This is a genomic window from Advenella kashmirensis WT001 (assembly GCF_000219915.2).
Lineage (GTDB): Bacteria > Pseudomonadota > Gammaproteobacteria > Burkholderiales > Burkholderiaceae_B > Advenella > Advenella kashmirensis.
In genome coordinates this window covers 877,892-897,225 of the sequence record NC_017964.1, presented here as the reverse complement: position 1 = coordinate 897,225, position 19,334 = coordinate 877,892, and the positions used below count along the sequence as shown (strand labels likewise).

Annotated in this window: 13 protein-coding genes and 6 pseudogenes; 5 read left to right on the top strand and 14 right to left on the bottom strand. The window is 53.6% G+C overall.

From position 1 onward, the window contains the following. Positions 1-108: 108 nt before the first annotated feature. Together TKWG_RS04200 and TKWG_RS04195 are read left to right on the top strand one after the other, a co-directional pair. Positions 109-1,160 (top strand): annotated as a pseudogene (locus tag TKWG_RS04200) (asparaginase). Positions 1,161-1,610: 450 nt separating this feature from the next. Next, entirely contained in the window at positions 1,611-2,180 is a 570-nt protein-coding gene (locus tag TKWG_RS04195; RefSeq protein ID WP_014749629.1) for an AAA family ATPase, read from the top strand. Between the two features lie 55 nt (positions 2,181-2,235). Here TKWG_RS04195 and TKWG_RS04190 read toward each other — a convergent pair whose 3' ends face one another. The 14 genes and pseudogenes from TKWG_RS04190 to TKWG_RS04140 form a co-directional block, all read right to left on the bottom strand. After that, the gene (locus TKWG_RS04190; RefSeq protein WP_014749628.1) at positions 2,236-2,904 is read right to left on the bottom strand and encodes an OmpW/AlkL family protein; all 669 of its coding nucleotides are present in this window, start codon (positions 2,902-2,904) and stop codon (positions 2,236-2,238) included. Between the two features lie 226 nt (positions 2,905-3,130). Next, positions 3,131-3,511, bottom strand: coding sequence for a DUF2195 family protein (locus tag TKWG_RS04185; RefSeq protein ID WP_014749627.1), 381 nt, complete (start codon positions 3,509-3,511; stop codon positions 3,131-3,133). A 73-nt stretch (positions 3,512-3,584) separates the two neighbouring features. Next, positions 3,585-5,078 carry a glycine betaine/L-proline transporter ProP gene (proP, locus tag TKWG_RS04180; protein WP_014749626.1) on the bottom strand — a complete coding sequence of 498 codons (1,494 nt, stop codon included), beginning with the start codon at positions 5,076-5,078 and terminating at the stop codon, positions 3,585-3,587. Positions 5,079-5,785: 707 nt separating this feature from the next. Next, a complete protein-coding gene (locus TKWG_RS24510) occupies positions 5,786-5,956 on the bottom strand; it encodes an outer membrane porin protein (protein ID WP_014749625.1) in 171 nt (56 codons plus the stop codon). Next, positions 5,953-6,255 carry a hypothetical protein gene (locus tag TKWG_RS24505; RefSeq protein ID WP_014749624.1) on the bottom strand — a complete coding sequence of 101 codons (303 nt, stop codon included), beginning with the start codon at positions 6,253-6,255 and terminating at the stop codon, positions 5,953-5,955. Before TKWG_RS24505 ends, TKWG_RS24510 begins: the two co-directional genes overlap by 4 nt. Beyond that, positions 6,159-6,503, bottom strand: coding sequence for a porin (locus TKWG_RS25760; RefSeq protein WP_264300293.1), 345 nt, complete (start codon positions 6,501-6,503; stop codon positions 6,159-6,161). The genes TKWG_RS24505 and TKWG_RS25760 overlap by 97 nt, the downstream gene beginning before the upstream one ends. 74 nt (positions 6,504-6,577) lie before the next feature. Next, a pseudogene (locus tag TKWG_RS25755) lies at positions 6,578-6,973 on the bottom strand (porin); the annotation flags it as partial. A 448-nt stretch (positions 6,974-7,421) separates the two neighbouring features. Then, positions 7,422-8,807 (bottom strand): amidase, encoded by a 1,386-nt coding sequence (locus TKWG_RS04170; protein ID WP_014749621.1) that lies wholly within the window; start codon positions 8,805-8,807, stop codon positions 7,422-7,424. 10 nt (positions 8,808-8,817) lie between these two features. Beyond that, a complete protein-coding gene (locus tag TKWG_RS04165) occupies positions 8,818-10,071 on the bottom strand; it encodes a Zn-dependent hydrolase (RefSeq protein ID WP_014749620.1) in 1,254 nt (417 codons plus the stop codon). A 44-nt stretch (positions 10,072-10,115) separates the two neighbouring features. Then, positions 10,116-11,121: pseudogene (locus tag TKWG_RS04160) on the bottom strand (ABC transporter ATP-binding protein). Positions 11,122-11,154: 33 nt separating this feature from the next. Beyond that, positions 11,155-12,215: pseudogene (locus TKWG_RS04155) on the bottom strand (ABC transporter ATP-binding protein). Between the two features lie 4 nt (positions 12,216-12,219). Next, positions 12,220-13,115 (bottom strand): annotated as a pseudogene (locus tag TKWG_RS04150) (ABC transporter permease). Positions 13,116-13,119: 4 nt separating this feature from the next. Next, the gene (locus TKWG_RS04145; protein ID WP_014749615.1) at positions 13,120-14,067 is read right to left on the bottom strand and encodes an ABC transporter permease; all 948 of its coding nucleotides are present in this window, start codon (positions 14,065-14,067) and stop codon (positions 13,120-13,122) included. Positions 14,068-14,129: 62 nt separating this feature from the next. Beyond that, positions 14,130-15,751: pseudogene (locus tag TKWG_RS04140) on the bottom strand (ABC transporter substrate-binding protein). Positions 15,752-16,186: 435 nt separating this feature from the next. Here TKWG_RS04140 and TKWG_RS04135 point away from each other — a divergent pair. From TKWG_RS04135 to TKWG_RS04125, 3 genes are all read left to right on the top strand, one after another. Then, complete coding sequence (locus TKWG_RS04135) at positions 16,187-16,813, top strand: TetR/AcrR family transcriptional regulator (RefSeq protein WP_014749614.1); 627 nt, start codon at positions 16,187-16,189, stop codon at positions 16,811-16,813. Positions 16,814-16,879: 66 nt separating this feature from the next. Further along, positions 16,880-17,863, top strand: a complete 984-nt coding sequence (locus TKWG_RS04130) for a Bug family tripartite tricarboxylate transporter substrate binding protein (protein ID WP_014749613.1) — start codon at positions 16,880-16,882, stop codon at positions 17,861-17,863. Between the two features lie 2 nt (positions 17,864-17,865). Then, complete coding sequence (locus tag TKWG_RS04125; RefSeq protein ID WP_050981525.1) at positions 17,866-19,332, top strand: carboxylesterase/lipase family protein; 1,467 nt, start codon at positions 17,866-17,868, stop codon at positions 19,330-19,332. Positions 19,333-19,334 lie beyond the last annotated feature (2 nt).

Sequence of the window (19,334 nt, the reverse complement as noted above, 5' to 3'; positions counted from 1 at the left end):
TGAAATGTGAAACTCGATCCTGATACCATATGCGGGCGCAGGAGGGCTTTCTGCCGAGCCTGCACAGAATCACATTCGTGTTAATTAAATCACAATAAGGGGACAACCATGAAAAAAATCTCATTTGTATTAGCCGGACTGTGCGCGTCACTGATCGGCGCAGCCCACGCCCAGGATAAGCCAACCGTCCAGTTTATTGCCACCGGCGGGACAATTGCCATGAAAATTGATCCTGTCAAAAAAGCGCCGGTACCGGCGATCTCCGGCGATGATCTGCTGGCAACGGTGCCCGGCGTGGCCGAGTTCGCCAAAATAGAAGTCAACAATCTATCGAATGTGCCGTCGGACTATATGGATCCGCCACGCTGGATTGAACTGAGCAAGGCGGTCAGTGCTGCGGCACAACGGCCGGAAGTGTCGGGCGTCATTGTGTCGCACGGTACCGATACACTGGAGGAAACCGCATTCTGGCTGGACTTGACCGTGCAATCGGACAAACCCATCGTCCTGATCGGCGCCCAGCGCAATGCCTCCTCATCCGATTTTGACGGCCCCCGCAATCTGCTGAATGCAGTGCGTATTGCCGTAGACGAACAGGCAAAGGGCAAAGGCACCATGCTGGCCATGAACAACCAGATCAATGCCGCACGTCATGTTACAAAAACCCATACTGCCAATGTGGAAACATTTCAATCGGGTGACTATGGTTTCCTGGGCGAAGTCTATCCTGACCGTGTGATATTTGCCCGGGCACCACTGCGCCGCCAGCATATCCCCATCAGTGCTGAGACCATGCCGAAAGTAGAGATTGTTGCCATGTACGGCGGCGCCGATGGCAGCCTGCTGCGTAGCGCCGTAGATCAGGGAGCAAAGGGCATTGTGTGCAGGCGCTGGGCATGGGAAATATGAACAAGCCGATGTTCGAAGCTGTCAAATATGCACTGGGAAAACAAGTTCCGGTTGTGATTTCCACCCGTGTCTACAACGGTCGCGTGATGGCCAACTACGGATTTGAAGGCGGCGGTAAAACGACCGCAGACGCAGGTGCTGTTATGGCGGGCAATTTGAGCCCGCAAAAAGCCCGTATTCTGCTGATGCTTCTTTTGCAAAGCGGCAAATCTGGCAAAGAAGACCTGCAGGCGGCATTTGACGCCATGTAAGGGGTCTGAGTAAAATCCTGTTTATAAAAAATATATCAATGCATTAATATCGATGCATTGATATATTCGGCATATCGATCGGACACGAGGTGATCACCGCGCTGCGCATCGTTATCTATCGTTACTCTCGAGACCGATCCACCAGCCGCCCTGTACCGTTTTTACCCACCACCCGCAACATCTGTTTGCGTGTCCCAGCACTCACCTTTCGGGTGCCGTCCTCCTCAGACACCCGCTACGTCGAGACTCCGTTTTCTTTTAATACTTTCCAGTCTTATCTGCCATGGCTGCCCGCCGACGCATCAGCGCCAGAGCCCTGGCAAGGCCCTGCCCTTTCCCCCCAACACGATCCCGTCTTCTTCTGTTGACCTCCTGTCGGCGCGCCATACGCGCCGGCTCATGGCGGCCTCTAGAAACATCTTTAATGTATAAAGCGAACCCTCATCAGACATGAATCCTCAATCAACCAACTTTTTTGTATTGACCGGTGGACCCGGCTCTGGAAAAACGACTTTGATCAATCAACTGACAGATATGGGATACCACTGTATGTCAGAAGCAGGTCGGACCGTAATACGCCAGCAGCAAAGCTGTGGCGGAGGTGCCCTGCCATGGAACGACAAAATCACGTATGCCCGGCTCATGTACGAACACGACCTGGCGGCTTATCGGCGCGCATGCAATATGAATGGTCCGGTTTTTTTTGATCGCGGTATCGTGGACGTTGTTGCGTACCTGCAAATGGAGCACTTGCCTGTTCCAGAAACACTGCAAACAGCGGCATCCCATTGTCGATATCATACGACAGCGTTTATTTTGCCGCCCTGGCCACAGATCTATCGTCGTGATCAGGAACGCCAGCAGGACCTGCCCACCGCCATCGCGACCTATCACGCGATGATAAAGACATATTTACAATATGGCTATACGCTGGTGCACGTGCCCCGCCTGCCGGTCGCGCAACGGGCGGTGTTCATCCTGAATGCGATCACGTCCGAACACCGCAGCAAAAAAGATTGAAAGCGCCGTCAATAGTGCACATCACAGTATGCCACTTGCGCTTGCCCGGTGCGGATCAGAACCGATATCCTACGCCGACTGTGGCGACCCAGGGATTGATTTTTGCGGTACCAATTTTGTTGCCATCAAGTCGAACACTGGTCTTGATATCAATATAGCGAACACTGGCATTTAAAAACCAGCTATCGTTGATTTTCACATCGGCGCCCACTTGGGCGGCCAACCCCCAGGAGTCCGAGAGCTTGAGTTTTTCAACGCCAAGATCCCGCAGCGCACCTGTCGGTTTGGTGTCAAAGAAGGTGGTGTAATTGAGCCCAACTCCCACATAGGGCTGTACCCGGGCATCGGGCAAAAAATGCCATTGAACGCTAAGCGTTGGCGGCAGTTGCCTGGTTGTGCCAATCCTTCCAAGATCGCCGCCCAGGTCAGCGGCGCTACCACGAATGTCATGCTTGAACGGCGCTGCAGCCAGCAGCTCGATCCCAAGATGTCGCGTGGCCATATACGTCAGACTGAAACTGGGGCGTGTACTGTCATTGACATCCAGGTCAATCCCGCGAGGGGCGATACTTTTTCCAACCGTACCATTGCCCGACTTGGGCATCACACTGGTCAAACCGGCTTTCACTATCCAGTCCCCCGCTTCGTGAGCAACTGCAGGCAAGGTAGTGAGTGCACCCAGCGCAAGCGCGCCTGCGACGACCAAATGACGAATGACATACATTTTTTTCTCCATCAGTACTTGTTAACGAACTGATAGAGTGCAACAAAAATCACAAATGAATATTGCGTTTGCGCAAGCAACAGCAATTGCGCAACATTAAAAATTGATTTAGATCAAACTTTATGCATTGGACACAATGCGATTGGCTCAATCCAGAATGACACGTTGCAGAAAAGCAGTCGACAGTAGGGACTGCCATGCTCCTTTCAACCCGGCACTAACAATGCTATAACGCGGGCGCACAACGAAATTGAAGCTGTATCTGCCTGTCTGTGACCAGGGCCTGCTCTGATGCCAGCGCCAGCGTTTTGTTGCCGCTCTTGCTGATTCCGATCAGCCCATTTTGCAGCACCTGCGGCGCAGTGTTTACGATTGTGACACTGTCATAGCTTACCAGTGCAGACCGGCAGCCACACTCACCAATAGGCTTGCGCAATTGAAAAACCGTATTGGCCAGAAGCATATTGGCATGTATGGACGTATCTCTGATGTATATGGCCACGCAGGCCGAGAGCGTGTTGTGGATATTCAACGAAACATTGTGCGCCAGTGCCTGCCCATGGACTAATGCCAACAACATGATTGGGCAGATAATACTTTTTTTCATGGGCAATGCCTAATATGATATATGATCGCGGTCGCAGGGGGCACTCTCACAACACCGTCAGACCTCGTTGCCTTTAATCCATGTGCGGATGGCGGTCTACCAGGCGCTGGCGGCGCGCCTTCAGTGCTTCAAGCTGCTCCTGCAACGCTGTGATTTCCTCGTCCACATCACCAACAGTTTGTTCGATATCATCGTAAGCTTCCTTGAGCAGCGCCTTGGCCTCGTGCTTGTTGGATGCTGTGGGCGTGTCGCCCCGCATCGGCTTGTTCGCGGTCTCGGGAAGATAGAAGGAGGTAATGATTCCGATGACGGCAGCAACCATCAAATAATAGGCCGGCATCATCAGATTGCCTGTTTCTTCCACCAGCCAGGCCGCTACGGTTGGCGTGAGCCCGGCAACAATAATGGCGACATTAAAGGAACTTGCCAGCGCGCTATAGCGGATACGCGTCGGAAATAATGCCGGCAGTGTCGAGGCCATCACACCCGTCATACAATTGAGTACGATTGCAATAAACAAAAGCCCCAGGAAGATCAGCCCAGTATTGTCGCTGCCAATGAACTGGTAAGCCGGTATTGCCAGCAACAGCAAACCAATGCTGCCGATTCTCAGGAAGGGTTTTCTGCCAATTTTATCGCTGAAAAAACCGACAACCGGCTGCACGAACAACATCCCGATCATGACCACAACAATAATCAACACACCGTGCTCTTCGGTGTAGCCCAGGCTGCTCGATAAATAGGTAGGCATATACGTGAGCAACATATAGTAGGTAATATTGGTTACCAGAACCATACCTATGCTGATCAACAAAGCCTTGCGATATTTGGAAAAAATCTCGCGAAAGGAAACACCCGGCTTTTCCTTGATGGCATCCTTGTCTTCTTTTTCCATCTTTTCAAGCTGTTGCGTAAATGCGGGGGTTTCTTCGGCAGCGTGACGCAGATAAAGCCCCAGCAGACCTAAGGGACCGGCAATAAAGAAAGGCACCCGCCAGCCCCATTCCAGAAAGGTTGGCTCTTTGAGGATCGTTTGCAACAACACCACCAGGCCAGCGCCAAGCACGAAACCGGCAATTGAGCCGAAATCGAGCCAACTACCCAGAAACCCGCGTCGCCGGTCGGGTGCATATTCGGCAACAAACACCGCCGCGCCCGTATACTCACCGCCGACAGAAAAACCCTGAGCCAGTTTGCATAACAGCAAAAGAACTGGGGCCCACAGGCCGATGGTTGCGTACGACGGAATCAGCCCGATGCAGAAAGTGCTGATGGCCATGATAATAATAGTTAGCGACAGCACCTTCTGGCGCCCGAATCTATCGCCCATCACACCAAAAAACACGCCTCCCAGCGGCCGGACCAGAAACGGGACAGAAAACGTCCCGAGCGCCGCGATGGTCTGCACCGCAGGCGAGGCATCCGGGAAAAAGACTTTACCCAGCGCATAGGCCACGAAGCCATATACGCCAAAATCAAACCATTCCATCGCATTGCCAAGTGCCGCGGCAGTGACGGCCTTCTTAAGCTTGGTATCGTCAATGACGGTGATATCGTCAATATGCAAGGGCTGGTTGTTGTGACGCTGAAGCAGACTCAGTCATTATCTTCTTCCCGGGGCTTCCCATTGTTACGACCCATGGTGCCATAATGTTTATCGTCTTGCAAATACTTCCTATTGTCTGCAACGTGTACATTCATTCACAGATTGCACGCAACGTCTGTTTTCAAATTGTCATAAACAAAGCGGGAAAAACACCCAGCCAAGTAAATAACACTCGCGATAGCGCCCATGGAACGGCACCTGAAGCATATTCAAAACGTCTGTCACGTGACCTTTGCAAGGACGATGCCGTGTGGATAAAGGGATCAATTTTTCCCCAGTAAAACAGATTTATGACGTTGGGCAAATCTGACTATTTGCCAGGCGGTGCACCTGCAACGGGAATGTACATCTGCAACCGCTGGTATCCAGGCGACACAGCGCCCGATACGTTATCGATGTGAAAGTTGAATGAATGGTATTGCATGAAAACGCAAGGATAAAACGAAAACCCCAGAAGCGACCAGCGCTCTGGGGTTTCAAACTACGGAGTTGATGCAAGGGCCGGGAGTCCTTGATACGTCAGGCAACCGCACGTCTTGGGTGAATAAGTATGTTGGAACATATCTACTCACTACGGTTGGCTGCAGACGCCAAGCCTTTATTCTACTGCATCGAGCCGCGCCCGCAATAACGGCGCCAGGCACCGCATTGCAAGTAGCGGCAAGTCATCAGAAGCGATGATTCAGACCGACGCCAACCAATGTTGACTTCAGTTTGACGTTTTCAGTGTTGTCAAACTTCAGCTTGCCTGTACCGTAAGATGCGATAGCATAAATAGTCGTGCGTTTGGACAATTTCTGTTCGTAACCCAGGCTGAAAATATTCAGTTTGCCTTTCACACCATCGAATCCGTCGTCTTTGTTTTTGGTAGAGCTGCCTGATACGAGAACATGACTTTGCCGTCGTCGCCAACAGGTGCGGACAGGCCAGCCACCCAGGCTTGTTGACGGTAACCTTTGGTTTCTGCATAAGTGAATCCATCAGCATTGGTAGCGAAATCATCCAATGCACCGGTCAAACCTGTACTTCCGACACCGCTGGCTACGATAACATCGTTGGCCATTGAGCCGCGAATCTGACCATAACCCAGGAACAATTTGACGACCTCAAAATCATAGGCGCCAAACAGATTCCACATATGGGTTGTACCTTCTCGCCTGCACCATTGGACAGACGCACGTCTGTGCGGAAGCGATCGTATGAAACGCCGACAGAAAGCGGGCCGTTATCATAAGAGGCACCAGTCGTGATCCAGTTGGAAGTATCACGTGCTTCGAAATCTTCGAAGCCGTCGCTGCCGGTGGTTTTCGTGTTTTTGCCAGCATAGCCGATACCAACTTTGAAGCCGGAAAGGTCAGGACTGATATATTTGATCGAATTGTCCATGCGGGCATAAGTGGAAGCACCGAATGCACCAGAAAGCACACCGGCCTGCATGTAGCGACGCCGAAAGGATTAAGCGACGACACTGTGTCTGCCGCAACGTTCAGTTGGCGACCCAAAGTCAGCGTACCCCAGTTGGCACCGGTCAGACCGACATAGGCATGACGACCAAACAGACGGCCACCCTGTGCGGATCTGCCATTGCCCAGGTCAAAGCCGCTTTCCAGTTGGAAAATGGCGCTTGTGCCGTTGCCCAGGTCTTCAACACCCTTCATTCCCCAGCGGTTGCCGTTTCTGACGCCGTTGATCAATCCGATATCACGTGTTTTGGTAAAGGCATCACCCTGCGTCACTTTGGTCTGTTGATAGCCAATACCGGCATCGACAATACCATACAGGGTTACGGAAGTTTCTGCGTGGGCTACGCCGGCAAAGCCGACGGCCAGAGCTGCAGCAAGCAAAGTCTTTTTCATGTATCAAATCTCCTCAGGGATGGGTCATCATTCTTCTTACCCGAATGGTTCAGAAACAATTCAGATTTGAAGCAATATAAAGATTGGATACATTTATGTAAAGGAACCAACCAACTCGGAAAATGGGCAGTTGGGCGGCTCGCGTACGCGGTTGCCACGGCATTTGAATCGTAATTGCTGCGCTTATATTGCTTATGAGAATAATCTAATTGCGATTTGATTCATCACGGTTTTATACGAAATTTCATTTGCAATCAAATGGTTAAACAGATATTTCGCAACGGCTAAGATTCTGAACAGTTTCCTTCACTGATAAGCAAAGTTGGCACGATTCTTGCCCAGGCAATCATTTTTCATTCTTAGGTCATGAGGGTTTTCCTTCATAGTGAATACGCTTAGCGTTTTTATTACATTTGTGACATATATGCGACATTTGTGTAAAACCGTACTAGCCGACTGTTGGCGTATAAGAATGCCAGGCCGTCCGGCATTGAATCGCACTGCCGATGCGCAGTAGCATAAGTTCGTCTCCCGCCTTGCCGGCCAGCTGTACGCTGACAGGCAGGTTGGTTTGGTCAAAACCGGCGGGCAGCGCCAAGGCGCAACCGTTGACCCAGTTCACAAAACGGGTAAAGTAGCCCAGCGGTGTGCCGGACTCGTCCACCTGCGCAAGCGGTATCGGACCAAAAGGCGTGGTGGGCAGCAACAAGGCATCTTTATCGGCCATCCATTGCGTCCAAACGGCCTGCACCTTCAGATGGGCGCCCAGCAGATCCTGGTATTGCATATCCGATATGCTTTTTCCGGCCATGAGGCGATCGCGCACAAAAGGCCCGAAATGCTGGCTCGGGTCCTGGATGTAGTCCTTATGTACACGCCATCCTTCGGCCGCGATCAATTTTCCGCAATCGCTCATGGCCTGCTCAAAGCTAAATGGAGGCGCCTCGCGTACGATGGTTGCGCCGGCCATCTCGACCATCCTGACCATATCCCGCGAACCCAGGCGCACAGCACGCTGCACTTGCACACCATAGTCATCCTCGGGCAGCACGCACACCCGTACTCTCGCCAGATCGTCGGCATTATCCTGGGCCAGGTACGTCATGCTTTGTACTGTCTGCCCCGGCGCATGCGTTAACGCCTGCAGCAGCAAGGCGGCATCATCTGCGGTCCTGGTCATGGGCCCCACGCTATCCAGCGTCCGGGACAATGGATACACGCCGTCGGCGTTGATCGCACCAACTGTCGTCTTCAAGCCGGTAATCCCGTTGAGCGCGGCAGGAATCCGCACCGATCCGCCGGTATCGGTACCCAGCGCTCCCGGCACCAGTCCGGCAGCAACCGCAACGCCCGACCCGCTTGAGGAGCCACCGGGCACGCGATGAAGGTTTCTGTCCCAGGGATTGCGAGGCGTTCCCAGCAAAGCATTGGTTCCCCAGCCGCCAAACGCAAACTCTACCGTATGCGTCTTGCCAATAATGACCGCGCCATGGGCTCGCAAGCGATGCACCGCATCGGCGGTTTGGTTACTGGTCCTGGTTTCCCACTGTCTCGAGCCGCAAGCCGTTATCGTACCCTCGATATCACACAAGTCTTTGATGCCCAGCGGTATGCCATCCAGCATACCCAGCGTCCGTCCCTGTTGCCGCCGTTCATCGGACTCGCGTGCCTGCGCCAGCGCCTGTTCCGGAAACACACGCGCAAAGGCATGCAATACGGGATTCAACCTGTCTATACGGTTCAAAAAGTAGTTCGTCAGCGACTCGGCAGTCACGTTGTTCATTGCCAGGCTGCGGGCCAGCTCTGTGATCGAGGCGAAGGCATACTGTTCCATAATATGTCCTTTACACCACACCGGCTTCATCAAGCATGCAATAGAGCAGGACGTTGCATCCGGCTTCCACATGCTCCGGCAAGGCATCTTCGATTTCATTGTGACTAATACCATCCTTGCAGGGGATGAAAATCATCGCTGTCGGACATATTCGCGCCAGGTAAACAGCATCATGGCCTGCGCCGCTAACCAGCCGGGAATGCCCATAACCCAATCGGGCGGCATTTTTTTCCACAGCAGCCACTTGCGCCGCGGCAAACGCCTGAGGAGGAAAATAAACCACTTCTTCGGCATGAATCTGTACCTGATACGTATCGGCCATGGCATCGCAATAGCGCTGGAAATCGGCAGACATCGCAGACAGGTCGTCGTCGGTCAGCGCGCGCAGGTCCACAGAGAACCGCACCCGTCCCGGAATGACATTGCGCGAATTGGGATATACATCAACCCAGCCAACCGTACCACGTCCATCTTCTCCGTAGCGACGACCAATCTCGTTGACTTCGTTCATGATGCGCATTGCGGGCAATAATGCATCCCTGCGCAGCTCCATGGGCGTCGTACCGGCGTGTGACTCTACTCCCTGCACGACAACATCATACCAACGCTGTCCCAGCGCGCCCGTTACCACACCGATGGTATGCGAGCGCCGCTCCAGCACCGGTCCCTGCTCAATGTGCGCTTCAAAATAACTTTTCACGGGTGTCGCCCTGCACGGCACAGCACCATCGTAACCAATGTCCGCGAGCGCGGCGGCAACACTAATACCCTTGGTATCAGTACTGTGCAATGCAGTCTGGGCAGAAAATGCCCCCACATAAACACCCGACCCCATCATGACAGGCACAAAGCGCGAACCTTCTTCGTTCGTCCATACCACGACCTCGAGAGGCGCTCGCGTGCGGATCTGCAGATCATTCAGCGTGCGTAGTACCTCAAGCCCGGCCAATACGCCATAATTGCCATCAAACTTGCCACCGGTCGGCTGCGTATCGATATGGCTACCGGTCATGACTGGCGGCAACTGCGGGTCCTGTCCCTCGCGGCGGGCAAAGATATTGCCCAGTTCATCCACACGGATGGTGCAGCCGATGTCCTTTGCCCACTGAACAAACAGATGACGGCCTTCCTTGTCCAGCTCGGTCAATGCCAGACGATTTACACCGCCTTTTTCCGTGCCGCCGATGCGAGCAAGCGTCATCAACGAGGCCCAAAGTCGCGCGCCATTGATGCGCCCGTCAGTGTTATGTTCATTCATATCCATTATTCGTTACCTGTTTAAAACATTCGTTGATACGGGATCGATTATCAGGCTGCCACCAAATGGCACTGCACCTGATGACTTTGACTGATCTTGGTCGTCTGCGGCACACTTGTTGTGCAACGTGCCAGCACATGTTCACAACGCGCAGCAAATGGGCAGCCAGGCGGCAAATTGGCCAGATCGGGTGGCGAACCACGTATCACATCCAGCGGCTTACCTCGCTCCATGCCATGACGACGGCTCTTGAGCAACGCCAGCGTATAGGGATGGCGGGCATCCTGCAAAATTTCCCGAATACTGCCCTCTTCGACGACTCGCCCGCCATACATGACGGCGACCCGGTCGGCCATTTCCGTTGCCGCGCCAATATCGTGAGTGACAAAAACAATGGCCAGCCCTAATTGCTTTTGTAATTCGCGCATCAAAATCAACACCTGTATCTGCACCGTGGCATCCAGGGCTGTGGTCGGCTCATCGGCCAGCAACACTTCGGGCTGGGCGGACAGTGCCAGCGCAATCATCGCCCGCTGACGCATGCCACCTGACATTTCATGAGGGTATGCGGCCAGGCGCTTTTCCGGCTCGGGATGCGTACTGCTTCCAGCGCCTCGATCGCACGGGCACGAGCATCCTGGGCGCTAATCTGATGATGCGTCCGAATGCACTCGATCATTTGCTGCCCCACTGTATAGACCGGGTCCAGGGCTAATAGCGGCTCCTGAAATACCATCGCTATTTTCTTGCCTCGTAGCGCGCGCAATTGCCTCCGGTTCATCTGCAATACCTCTTGCCGATTGATCTGGATCGAGCCGCTTTGCCGGGTTTGTCTTTCAGGATGCAGACGCATCAATGCCCGCAACGTCACGCTCTTGCCCGACCCAGATTCGCCAATAAGCACCAGGGTTTCGCCTATGGCTACGTGAAAAGAGACGCCGTTGACCGCCCGTATCGTCTTGCCCCGCGTTCGAAGGCAACCGTCAGGTCTGTTACTGAAATGGCGTTGCCGGGCTGATCGCCAGTGACGGGATGCCCGCTGTTGTGTTCGTCCATAGGCGTAATCGCTTGTGTATTCATTGTGTCCTCTTAGATCGACATATCTGCAGATTCGCGCTGAACCATGCTCACGCTTTGGCCAATTCGGTCGTTAACGCGAATGCACGCCACCTGATGTCCAGGACGATGCGCCAGCAACAACGGCATATTTGATTTACACTGCGGGATCATCTGGCTGCACCTCGGATGAAACCGGCAACCGGCAGGCGGCTCAATGGGATTGGGCGGATCCCCGGCCAGCGGCGCCTTTTCAGTGCGCTGATCCGGGTCTGTCGTGGGCACCGATGCCAACAGCGCCTTTGTATAGGGATGAGCAGGCGTACTGAGTACTTGCGGTGTCGTGCCCAGCTCTACCACCTTGCCCAGATACATGACCAGGACCCGATCACACAGGTATTCGATCACACTCAGATCGTGGCTGATGAACACAAATGTGAGGTTGTATTTTTTCTTCAGGTCCGATAGCAGATTCAATACCTGGCTTCCACGGATTTATCCAGCGCCGATACGGCCTCGTCAAGAATAATCAAGCGTGGTTTCAAAGCAATGGCCCGTGCGATATTAACGCGTTGCCGTTGCCCTCCGGACAATTCATGCGGATATCGTCCGGCAAAGCGTCGCGGGTCCAGGCCCACATTCTCCAACAGCGCGAGCGCCTCGCGTTCCGCCTGACGAGGGGAAAAGCCATGTACGATCGGGGCAAAGGCGATGGTATCCAAAATGGTCATGCGCGGATTCAGGGATGAATAACTATCCTGGAAAACCATTTGCACCTGACGCCGGTATGATTTCATCGGCAACTGCGCACTGCCGACAGTCTGTCCGTCGAAAATCAGTTCGCCGCGGTCCTGCTGCAACAGTTGCATCAGCAGCCTGGCCGTTGTCGATTTACCACAACCAGACTCCCCGACAATACCGAGGGTTTCGTTTTTCATGACATCGAAACTGATATCGTCTACAGCCTGTACTGCAGCGGTGGTACGACTGAAAAACGGCGTTTTCAAAGGGAAGTGCTTCAGCAGGTTTTTCACAATAAGCAAGGGCTGGGCCGGTCCGCCAATATCCTGGGGCTGGGTCAATGTCGTTGTCACAGTATTACTCCTTGATATCCATGGCCTGGCGCAGTCCGTCTGAAAAGACGTTGAAGGAAATCGATGTGATGAAAATCATCAGGCCCGGCAATGCTGCGATTACTGGCTGGGTGTAAATGGCCGTGCGCAGGGTATTGAGCATGAGCCCCATTCGGGCTCTGGTGGTTTGACGCCCAGGCCCAGAAAGGATAGACCCGAAGCCAGGATCATGGAGACGGAAATCAGACTGGTGGAAAAAACGAAAATGGGTCCCAGCACATTATTGAGCACCTGACTGAACACGATCCTGACCGGCGATGCGCCCGATGTTCTGGCAGCATCCACAAACTCCTGAGTGCGCATTTGGGTGGTTACGCTTTCGGCCACGCGAATGATTTGCGGGATGAACACCACGGTCAGCGACAACAGGGCGTTGCCAGTACCGGCGCCCAGCGTGCCCGAGAGCGCGATCGCCAGCAACACAGACGGAAAGGCATACAGCACATCGGTCAGGCGCATAAATACCGCGTTGATCCGCCCCCCGGCATAACCGGCAATAACGCCTATCGTTCCACCAATTGCAAACGCAATTATTACGGGTGTAATACCCATAAATAGCGACAGCCGCGCACCCAGGATCAGGCGCGACAGCATATCGCGCCCCAGCTCATCGGTGCCTAGCAGATAGTTTTCCGTGCCTATCGGCTTGAGCCGGTGAATTATCGAAGATTTATAAGGATCGGCCGGCATGATCCACGGCGCAAGGATCGCCATCAGCAACAGGGTAAGCAACAGACAGGCAGCGAACATCGCAACCTTGTTGCGGCGCAGGTTGAGCATGACGCCGCTCCAGTATCCCGCCGAGCGGTGCGTCTGCACGAGCAGCAAATCTGCGTTCCGGTTAAGGGAATAATCGGTCATTGTGTTACCTTTGAATACGGGGATCAAGCCAGGTCTGAACGGTGTCGACCAGTAGATTGAGCAGCACGAAAAAAATCGCCATGATCAGGATCGTGCCTTGCAGCAGGGGAAAGTCTCGCTGGAACACGGCTGAATTGAGCAGAAATCCGGCGCCGGGCCACGAGAAAACGGTTTCGATCAGGATCGAGCCGCCCAGCAGATAGCCCAATTGCAGCCCCATCACCGACAGGGCCGTTGGCGCCACGTTCTTGACCAGATGCATGAACATTCGGCCGCGGCCCAGACCTCGCGCCTGTAGCCCGACCATGAACTCTCGCGACAGAATATCGCTGACAAGGGCACGGATGGTACGAGCCACAATCCCCATGGGAATCACTGACATCGTGATTGCAGGCAGGATCATGTATTGCACGTGATCCCAGTCCCAGCGCCAGCCAGTGCCATCGCCCGCAGCCGAACCCGTCGCGGGGAACCAGTTCAGGTACACCGAAAACACAATGACCAGCACCATGCCCAGCCAATAATGCGGAATACTGACGCCGAATATAGAGCTCAAAGATGCCAGCCGATCCCAAATGGAATTTCTGGCATAGCCGGAAATCATGCCAAATACGACCCCCAGCGAAAAACCGATCAGCACGGCAATCACGGCCAGCCGCAAGGAATTGCCCACCGCCGCGATAACCTCTGTTGCCACGGGGCGACTGGTCGCGATGGACATGCCCAGGTCACCCTGCAAAGCCCGCCACAGCCAGTTCCAGAACTGAATCAGGAATGGCTGATCAAACCCATAGATGCTCATCATCTGGCTGCGCAAGGCTTCAGAAGCGTCGGGGGGCATGACGGAAATCAGGGGGTCGCCGGGAGCGATATGAATCAGGGAGAAGCACAAAAACGCCACTCCCAGCAATACTGGCAACGAATACACGAGCAGTCTCAGAAAATACATCATGATAATCAGGCTTCAAAAAGAGGGAATAAGGGTAGCGCCGACCACTATCGTGGTCGGTCAAATCACTCCTTGGACATGGTCGCAATATCAATGAACCAGCTTTGTGGCTGAACTACGCCCTTGACCTTGTTGGAAATGGCTCTGGGGCCGACATCATGCGCTACGTAAAGAAACACGGCTTCGTCCACCATCCGGGTATGCAGCTTGGCCAGTGCAGCATCGCGCTGTGCAGGATCAAAACTGGTGCGCGCCTGGCGGATATAGTCGTCGAACGTGTCGTCGATCACATAGCCCCAGTTATTCGAAACGGGCGGCAACGCTTTGCTGCTGACAAAACGCACCATGCAAAGAACGGATCCATGGTTGCCGCACTAACGTTGGTTGCCTGTGCTCCATGCGCGCTGGCGTCCTTGGCGCCCAGGCGCCAACTATTGAACAGGGTATTCCATTCAACAACATCGAACTCAACATCAAAAAAGCACTCTTTCAGATTCTGCTGTATGTACTCATTCATCGGCAGCGGCTGCATCTGACCCGAACCCGACGCTGAAATCTGCACTTTGACCTTGACCGGTTTACTCTCGGAAAAACCGGCCTCTTGCATCAGCTTGCGCGATGCATCCGGATCATATTTGATATCGAATGTCGGCGTGCCCCACCAGGGACTGGACTTGGCCACAACGCCCTGCGCCGGCGCCATCAGGCCGCCCAGCATGCTTTTCATTCCATCACGATCCACGCAAAGATTGGCTGCCTGACGCACCCGCTTATCAGCCAGGCGAACCATCGGTCATAGAAAACTGCCATGGCCAAATATGCGGTTGTACATTTGTATAGATGGTATTGCCACGTGCCTTGATCGGCTCGAGCGCATCTGGTGCTGGTGCCTCTATCCAATCCACCTGTCCCGACATGAGCGCCGCGGTCCTGGCGCTGGCTTCCGGCATCGGAATCAGCACAACCTTATCCAGCTTCGGCATGCGTGCAGGATTCCAGTAATGATCATTTTTGACTATTTCAAGCCTGGAGCGCGGCACCAGCCGGGACAGTTTGAACGGGCCGGTACCGGACGCTTCACTTGCGAATGCATTCCAGGCCTGTTTTGAGCGCTCAAGTGGTTCTGTGACCGAAGCCGGCACGGCATTAAATTTCTTTTGCCATTGAGCAGGCGAAGCCATAAACAGGTTTGTCAGGTTATAGGGCAGGAATGCGTCGGGCTCTGTCGTAGTTATTTCAACCGTCATAGCATCAATTGCTTTGGCTGCCTTGAGCGTGGGCATTCTTGATACCGTAGCCCCAACTTGTGCCGGATCATACTGGGGAGCAGACTTATCCAGTACTTTGCCGACGTTCCAGACCACCGCCTCAGCGTTAAATGGTGATCCATCATGAAACCGGACATCAGGACGCAGCTTGAAAACCCATTTTGTCTTGTCCGCCTCGTCTACGGTCCAGCTTGTAGCCAACCCCGGCGTCAGGGGCGTTGCGCCTTTATCTGAGGACAAATCCCAGCCAACGAGTGCATCGTACATGGGAATGCCGGTAAAACGATTGCCCTCGAATCCCTGATCAGCTGGCCCGAAGTCCGGGGAATATCGGCAGCGGTCATGGCAATACTCAGCACCGATTCTGCGTTAGAGATCAAAGGCATGGCGCTTGCACTAAAAAATACAGCCAATGTCATGGCCGTGGATAACGTGTTCTTGGGAAAAGTTGGGATCATGACGTGTCCTTGAAAGTTACCAGAACTCTTAAGCAAAAGACGTGCCAGCCACTAATCTGCACAGCCTGCACTGTGAGGCATGCTTGTCGCGGCCTGCAAAAGAAGGGGCGCGCACCAAAACAAGGCAGGCATGGGCATTGGTTGATGTGCACACGAGAAAGCGCGCCTGGAAGCAACGCCAGTTGTTCAACTTAATCAATACAGAAACGCCTGCTCCTGGATTCGCATTCCCATATCGTGAAGGAAGACTCGGCGGGCGTGCTCACCTTGTCTTTTGACGACAGTCGAATCAAAACCTGACACTGCACTTTTGCAGCGTACTGCTCTGGAAAACCCGCATTGCAGATATCATCAGTACATTTACAATATGATCATAATGTAAATGAAAAACAATCTATGTCCCCCTCTTCTACTTCTTCGCGCCGCCGGCAGGCGGACCGCAGTAAAGCCACGCAGCAGGATGTGATCCTGGCGGCGATCCGCATTATTTCTGACAAAGGACCAGAGGCCGCGTCCATGCAGGAAATTGCCCGAGAGGCAGGCGTCACACCTGGGGCGATTCAACATCATTTCCAATCCAAGGCAACGCTCATGATGCATGTGCTGAGCACTCTGGTTGACGAGAACATCGAAGCCGGACAATTCTGGCCACCGGTTGACATGCCAATCGACACGCGTGCACAAACCTTCGTTTCCAATCTGTGGACTCGATTTTATAAACAGCCGCGTTTTATCTCGGCCTGGGCAACGTATCTTAGTTGCCGTAACCAGCCTGTACTGCTGGCACATATATCAGAGCTACGCAAAGTCCTGCAAATGCGCCTGCACGCTACTTTCCCGACAATATTTCCTGAACTGGCCAACGATCCCGCACTAGGCGCTTTCATCAACTTGGTGTTCTCTACGTTGCGTGGTCTGGGGTTCTTGGAAATGTTCGCTGCTGCACATGAGGGAACCCAGGAACAACTCGATTGTCTGGCAGATCTGATTGCGCAGCGATGTTACAGCCAAAGCGCACTATAACCATACAACCAAAAATCGGCAGTCCCCCAAAACCATAGAAAAGCAATATTCCGTCAGGAGACATTCATGCAGTGCAAACCGGCCGCCTCGTATTTGAGTACCATACTTACCGCCTTTACAATCGGCTTTTCCGGCTCGGCCTTTGCCGCTTATCCCGAATCGCCGATAACGATCGTGGCACAGCAGCCACCGGGTAGCGGTTCAGACGCGATGACACGTGTTCTGGCCGATTGTCTGGCAAAACAGCTTAAGCAGCCTGTCGTTGTGCAAAACAAAGCAGGTGCAAATGGCATTCTGGCCATCAATTATCTGAAAGGACAACCGGCCAATGGCTACACCCTCATGACAATCGGCATGTCGCAGATGACCATTACTCCTTATGTGTACAAAAAGATGCCCTATGATCCGCAAGCCGACTTTACGGGTGTAACTGTCTTCGGCACGTCACCGCTGGTGCTAACGGCGTCTCTGAATTCGGGTGTGAAGGAACTTGGCGATTTGGCCGTGAAATTTGCAGACAAAGATGGCGGCGCCAATTTCGGTTCGCCAGGCAAGGGGAGCCCGGCCCACTTGCTCACCACCGCACTGTTGGAACGACTGAACGTGCCAGGCACACATGTCCCATTTACGGGTGAATCTGCAGGGGCCACGGCACTGATTGGCAATCAGATCGATATCATGACATTGGTTTCAGGCACTGCATTGCCTCAGGTTAAAGCGGGTAAGCTTGTGCCCTTGGCCGTTTTTGATGACGTGCGTTCGCCTGCGTTCCCTGAAGTGCCTACCATTGCCGAACTGCTGGGCGACCAGGAACTGGCTCGTGGAGCATGGATCGGCCTGGTTGCCGTCAAAAACACACCAGCAGCTATCGTTCAAACACTGAATAAAGCCACCAGCCAATGCAGCCAGGACCCGGCCTATATACAGCGTTTTGCGCAAATGAATGCCAAGGCGATCGCCACTTCAGCAACCGACGTCATCAGCCGCGCCAAGGCGGATTCCGATGTCTGGCGCCCCCTGATCAAAAGCCTGAATCTGACCGTAGACTAAATATGATCGATCACACTCATTTGGCGACCCAGGATATTAGTACAAAAGTAGGTACTGTACGCGGCGTTGTCCATAACGGGCTATGCGTTTTTCGGGGTGTGCGTTATGCCCGTGCATGCACCACCGCCACACGCTTTGCCCCGCCCAAGCCTTTAGAAGAAACGTCTTCGCTCATGGACGCGCGCAAGTTCGCGGCGCTCCCGGTACAACCGGCGCGCAGTCCGAATCCGGAGAACGTCTATGGCAACATTGATTGCCTGAACCTGAATATCTGGACCCCGGAATCATCTTTGAAAATGGGCGGACTGCCTGTAATGGTGTGGATACCGGGCGGCGGATTTATGCGTTGCGATGCCAACGATCCGCTGTACGACGGTTCTCACTTTGCGCACAAAGATATTATTTTTGTCACGGTGAACTATCGCGTGGGCGTGGAAGGTTTTCTGCAATTGCCAGGCATGGCCGCTAACCGGGGGCTGCAGGATCTGTTACTGGCGCTCAATTGGGTGCAGCAGCATATTGGCAACTTCGGCGGAGACCCGGCCCGGGTAACCGTGGTCGGGCAATCGGCCGGGTCCGGGGCAATCGCGTGCCTGATGGGCATGCCACAAGCCAACGGCTTATTTAAACAGGTCATTTTGCAAAGCCCGAGTACACTGGTGCAGACAATGGCAGAAGCGCAAACAGCAGCAAATGCGATCGCCGACTTGGCCAACTGCCCCGCCACGCTTGAAGGACTGGCATCCATCACTGCGCAAAAGGCAGCAACGGCACTGGCCAAACTGTCGCTGGATGGCAAACTGCGACAACGATACGGCCTGGGTGCACATCACCGCTTCGCTCTACGCCCGGTAATTGATGGCGAAATTGTTGCCAGCTCTCCATTACAAGCGATCAAGCAGAACACCATCATGCCAAAAGCGATACTGGCCGGAGCAACCAGGGAAGAAGCCCGTTTGTATCTGGTTCCTGATGGCAGTATTTCGAAAATATCCGCAGAGGATGTGAACAGCTTCATCACAGATGCAAAGCTGCCACCGAATACAGCTGAGCGCTATCGACAACAGCTTTCCGCCGATAGACAAAGCAACGGCGAAATCCTTTGCGCTATTCAATCTGATTACTACTACCGCGAACCAGCTCGACGCATTGCCGAGCATGCGACAGATCGTGGCTCAAAAGCCTACTCCTACGAATTCTGCTGGCAATCGAACTTATACGAAGGTCAGCTTGGTGCTGCCCACGGCGTTGAGCTTCCATTTATGTTTAAAAACCTGCATAACGACACAGCACGTCTTTTTATCGATGTTGATAAACCTGTTTCAAACGCACTGGTCTCAAGCATGCATCAAGCCTGGGTGAGCTTTGCCAAGACGGGAGAACCAGGCTGGCCTGCACAGGAAAAAGGTCAGCGCAGCATGATGCTCTTCGGAGACGGTGATAGTATAGAGCGCCTGGTCACTTATTGATC

What these genes read in the sequence shown, in the direction of transcription:
- TKWG_RS04195 (WP_014749629.1), top strand. Translation starts at nt 1,611, where the DNA reads ATGAATCCTCAATCAACCAACTTTTTTGTATTGACCGGTGGACCCGGC.
- TKWG_RS04190 (WP_014749628.1), bottom strand. Translation starts at nt 2,904, where the DNA reads ATGTATGTCATTCGTCATTTGGTCGTCGCAGGCGCGCTTGCGCTGGGT.
- TKWG_RS04185 (WP_014749627.1), bottom strand. Translation starts at nt 3,511, where the DNA reads ATGAAAAAAAGTATTATCTGCCCAATCATGTTGTTGGCATTAGTCCAT.
- TKWG_RS24505 (WP_014749624.1), bottom strand. Translation starts at nt 6,255, where the DNA reads ATGTGGAATCTGTTTGGCGCCTATGATTTTGAGGTCGTCAAATTGTTC.
- TKWG_RS25760 (WP_264300293.1), bottom strand. Translation starts at nt 6,503, where the DNA reads ATGGACAATTCGATCAAATATATCAGTCCTGACCTTTCCGGCTTCAAA.
- TKWG_RS04170 (WP_014749621.1), bottom strand. Translation starts at nt 8,807, where the DNA reads ATGGAACAGTATGCCTTCGCCTCGATCACAGAGCTGGCCCGCAGCCTG.
- TKWG_RS04165 (WP_014749620.1), bottom strand. Translation starts at nt 10,071, where the DNA reads ATGGATATGAATGAACATAACACTGACGGGCGCATCAATGGCGCGCGA.
- TKWG_RS04145 (WP_014749615.1), bottom strand. Translation starts at nt 14,067, where the DNA reads ATGATGTATTTTCTGAGACTGCTCGTGTATTCGTTGCCAGTATTGCTG.
- TKWG_RS04135 (WP_014749614.1), top strand. Translation starts at nt 16,187, where the DNA reads ATGTCCCCCTCTTCTACTTCTTCGCGCCGCCGGCAGGCGGACCGCAGT.
- TKWG_RS04130 (WP_014749613.1), top strand. Translation starts at nt 16,880, where the DNA reads ATGCAGTGCAAACCGGCCGCCTCGTATTTGAGTACCATACTTACCGCC.
- TKWG_RS04125 (WP_050981525.1), top strand. Translation starts at nt 17,866, where the DNA reads ATGATCGATCACACTCATTTGGCGACCCAGGATATTAGTACAAAAGTA.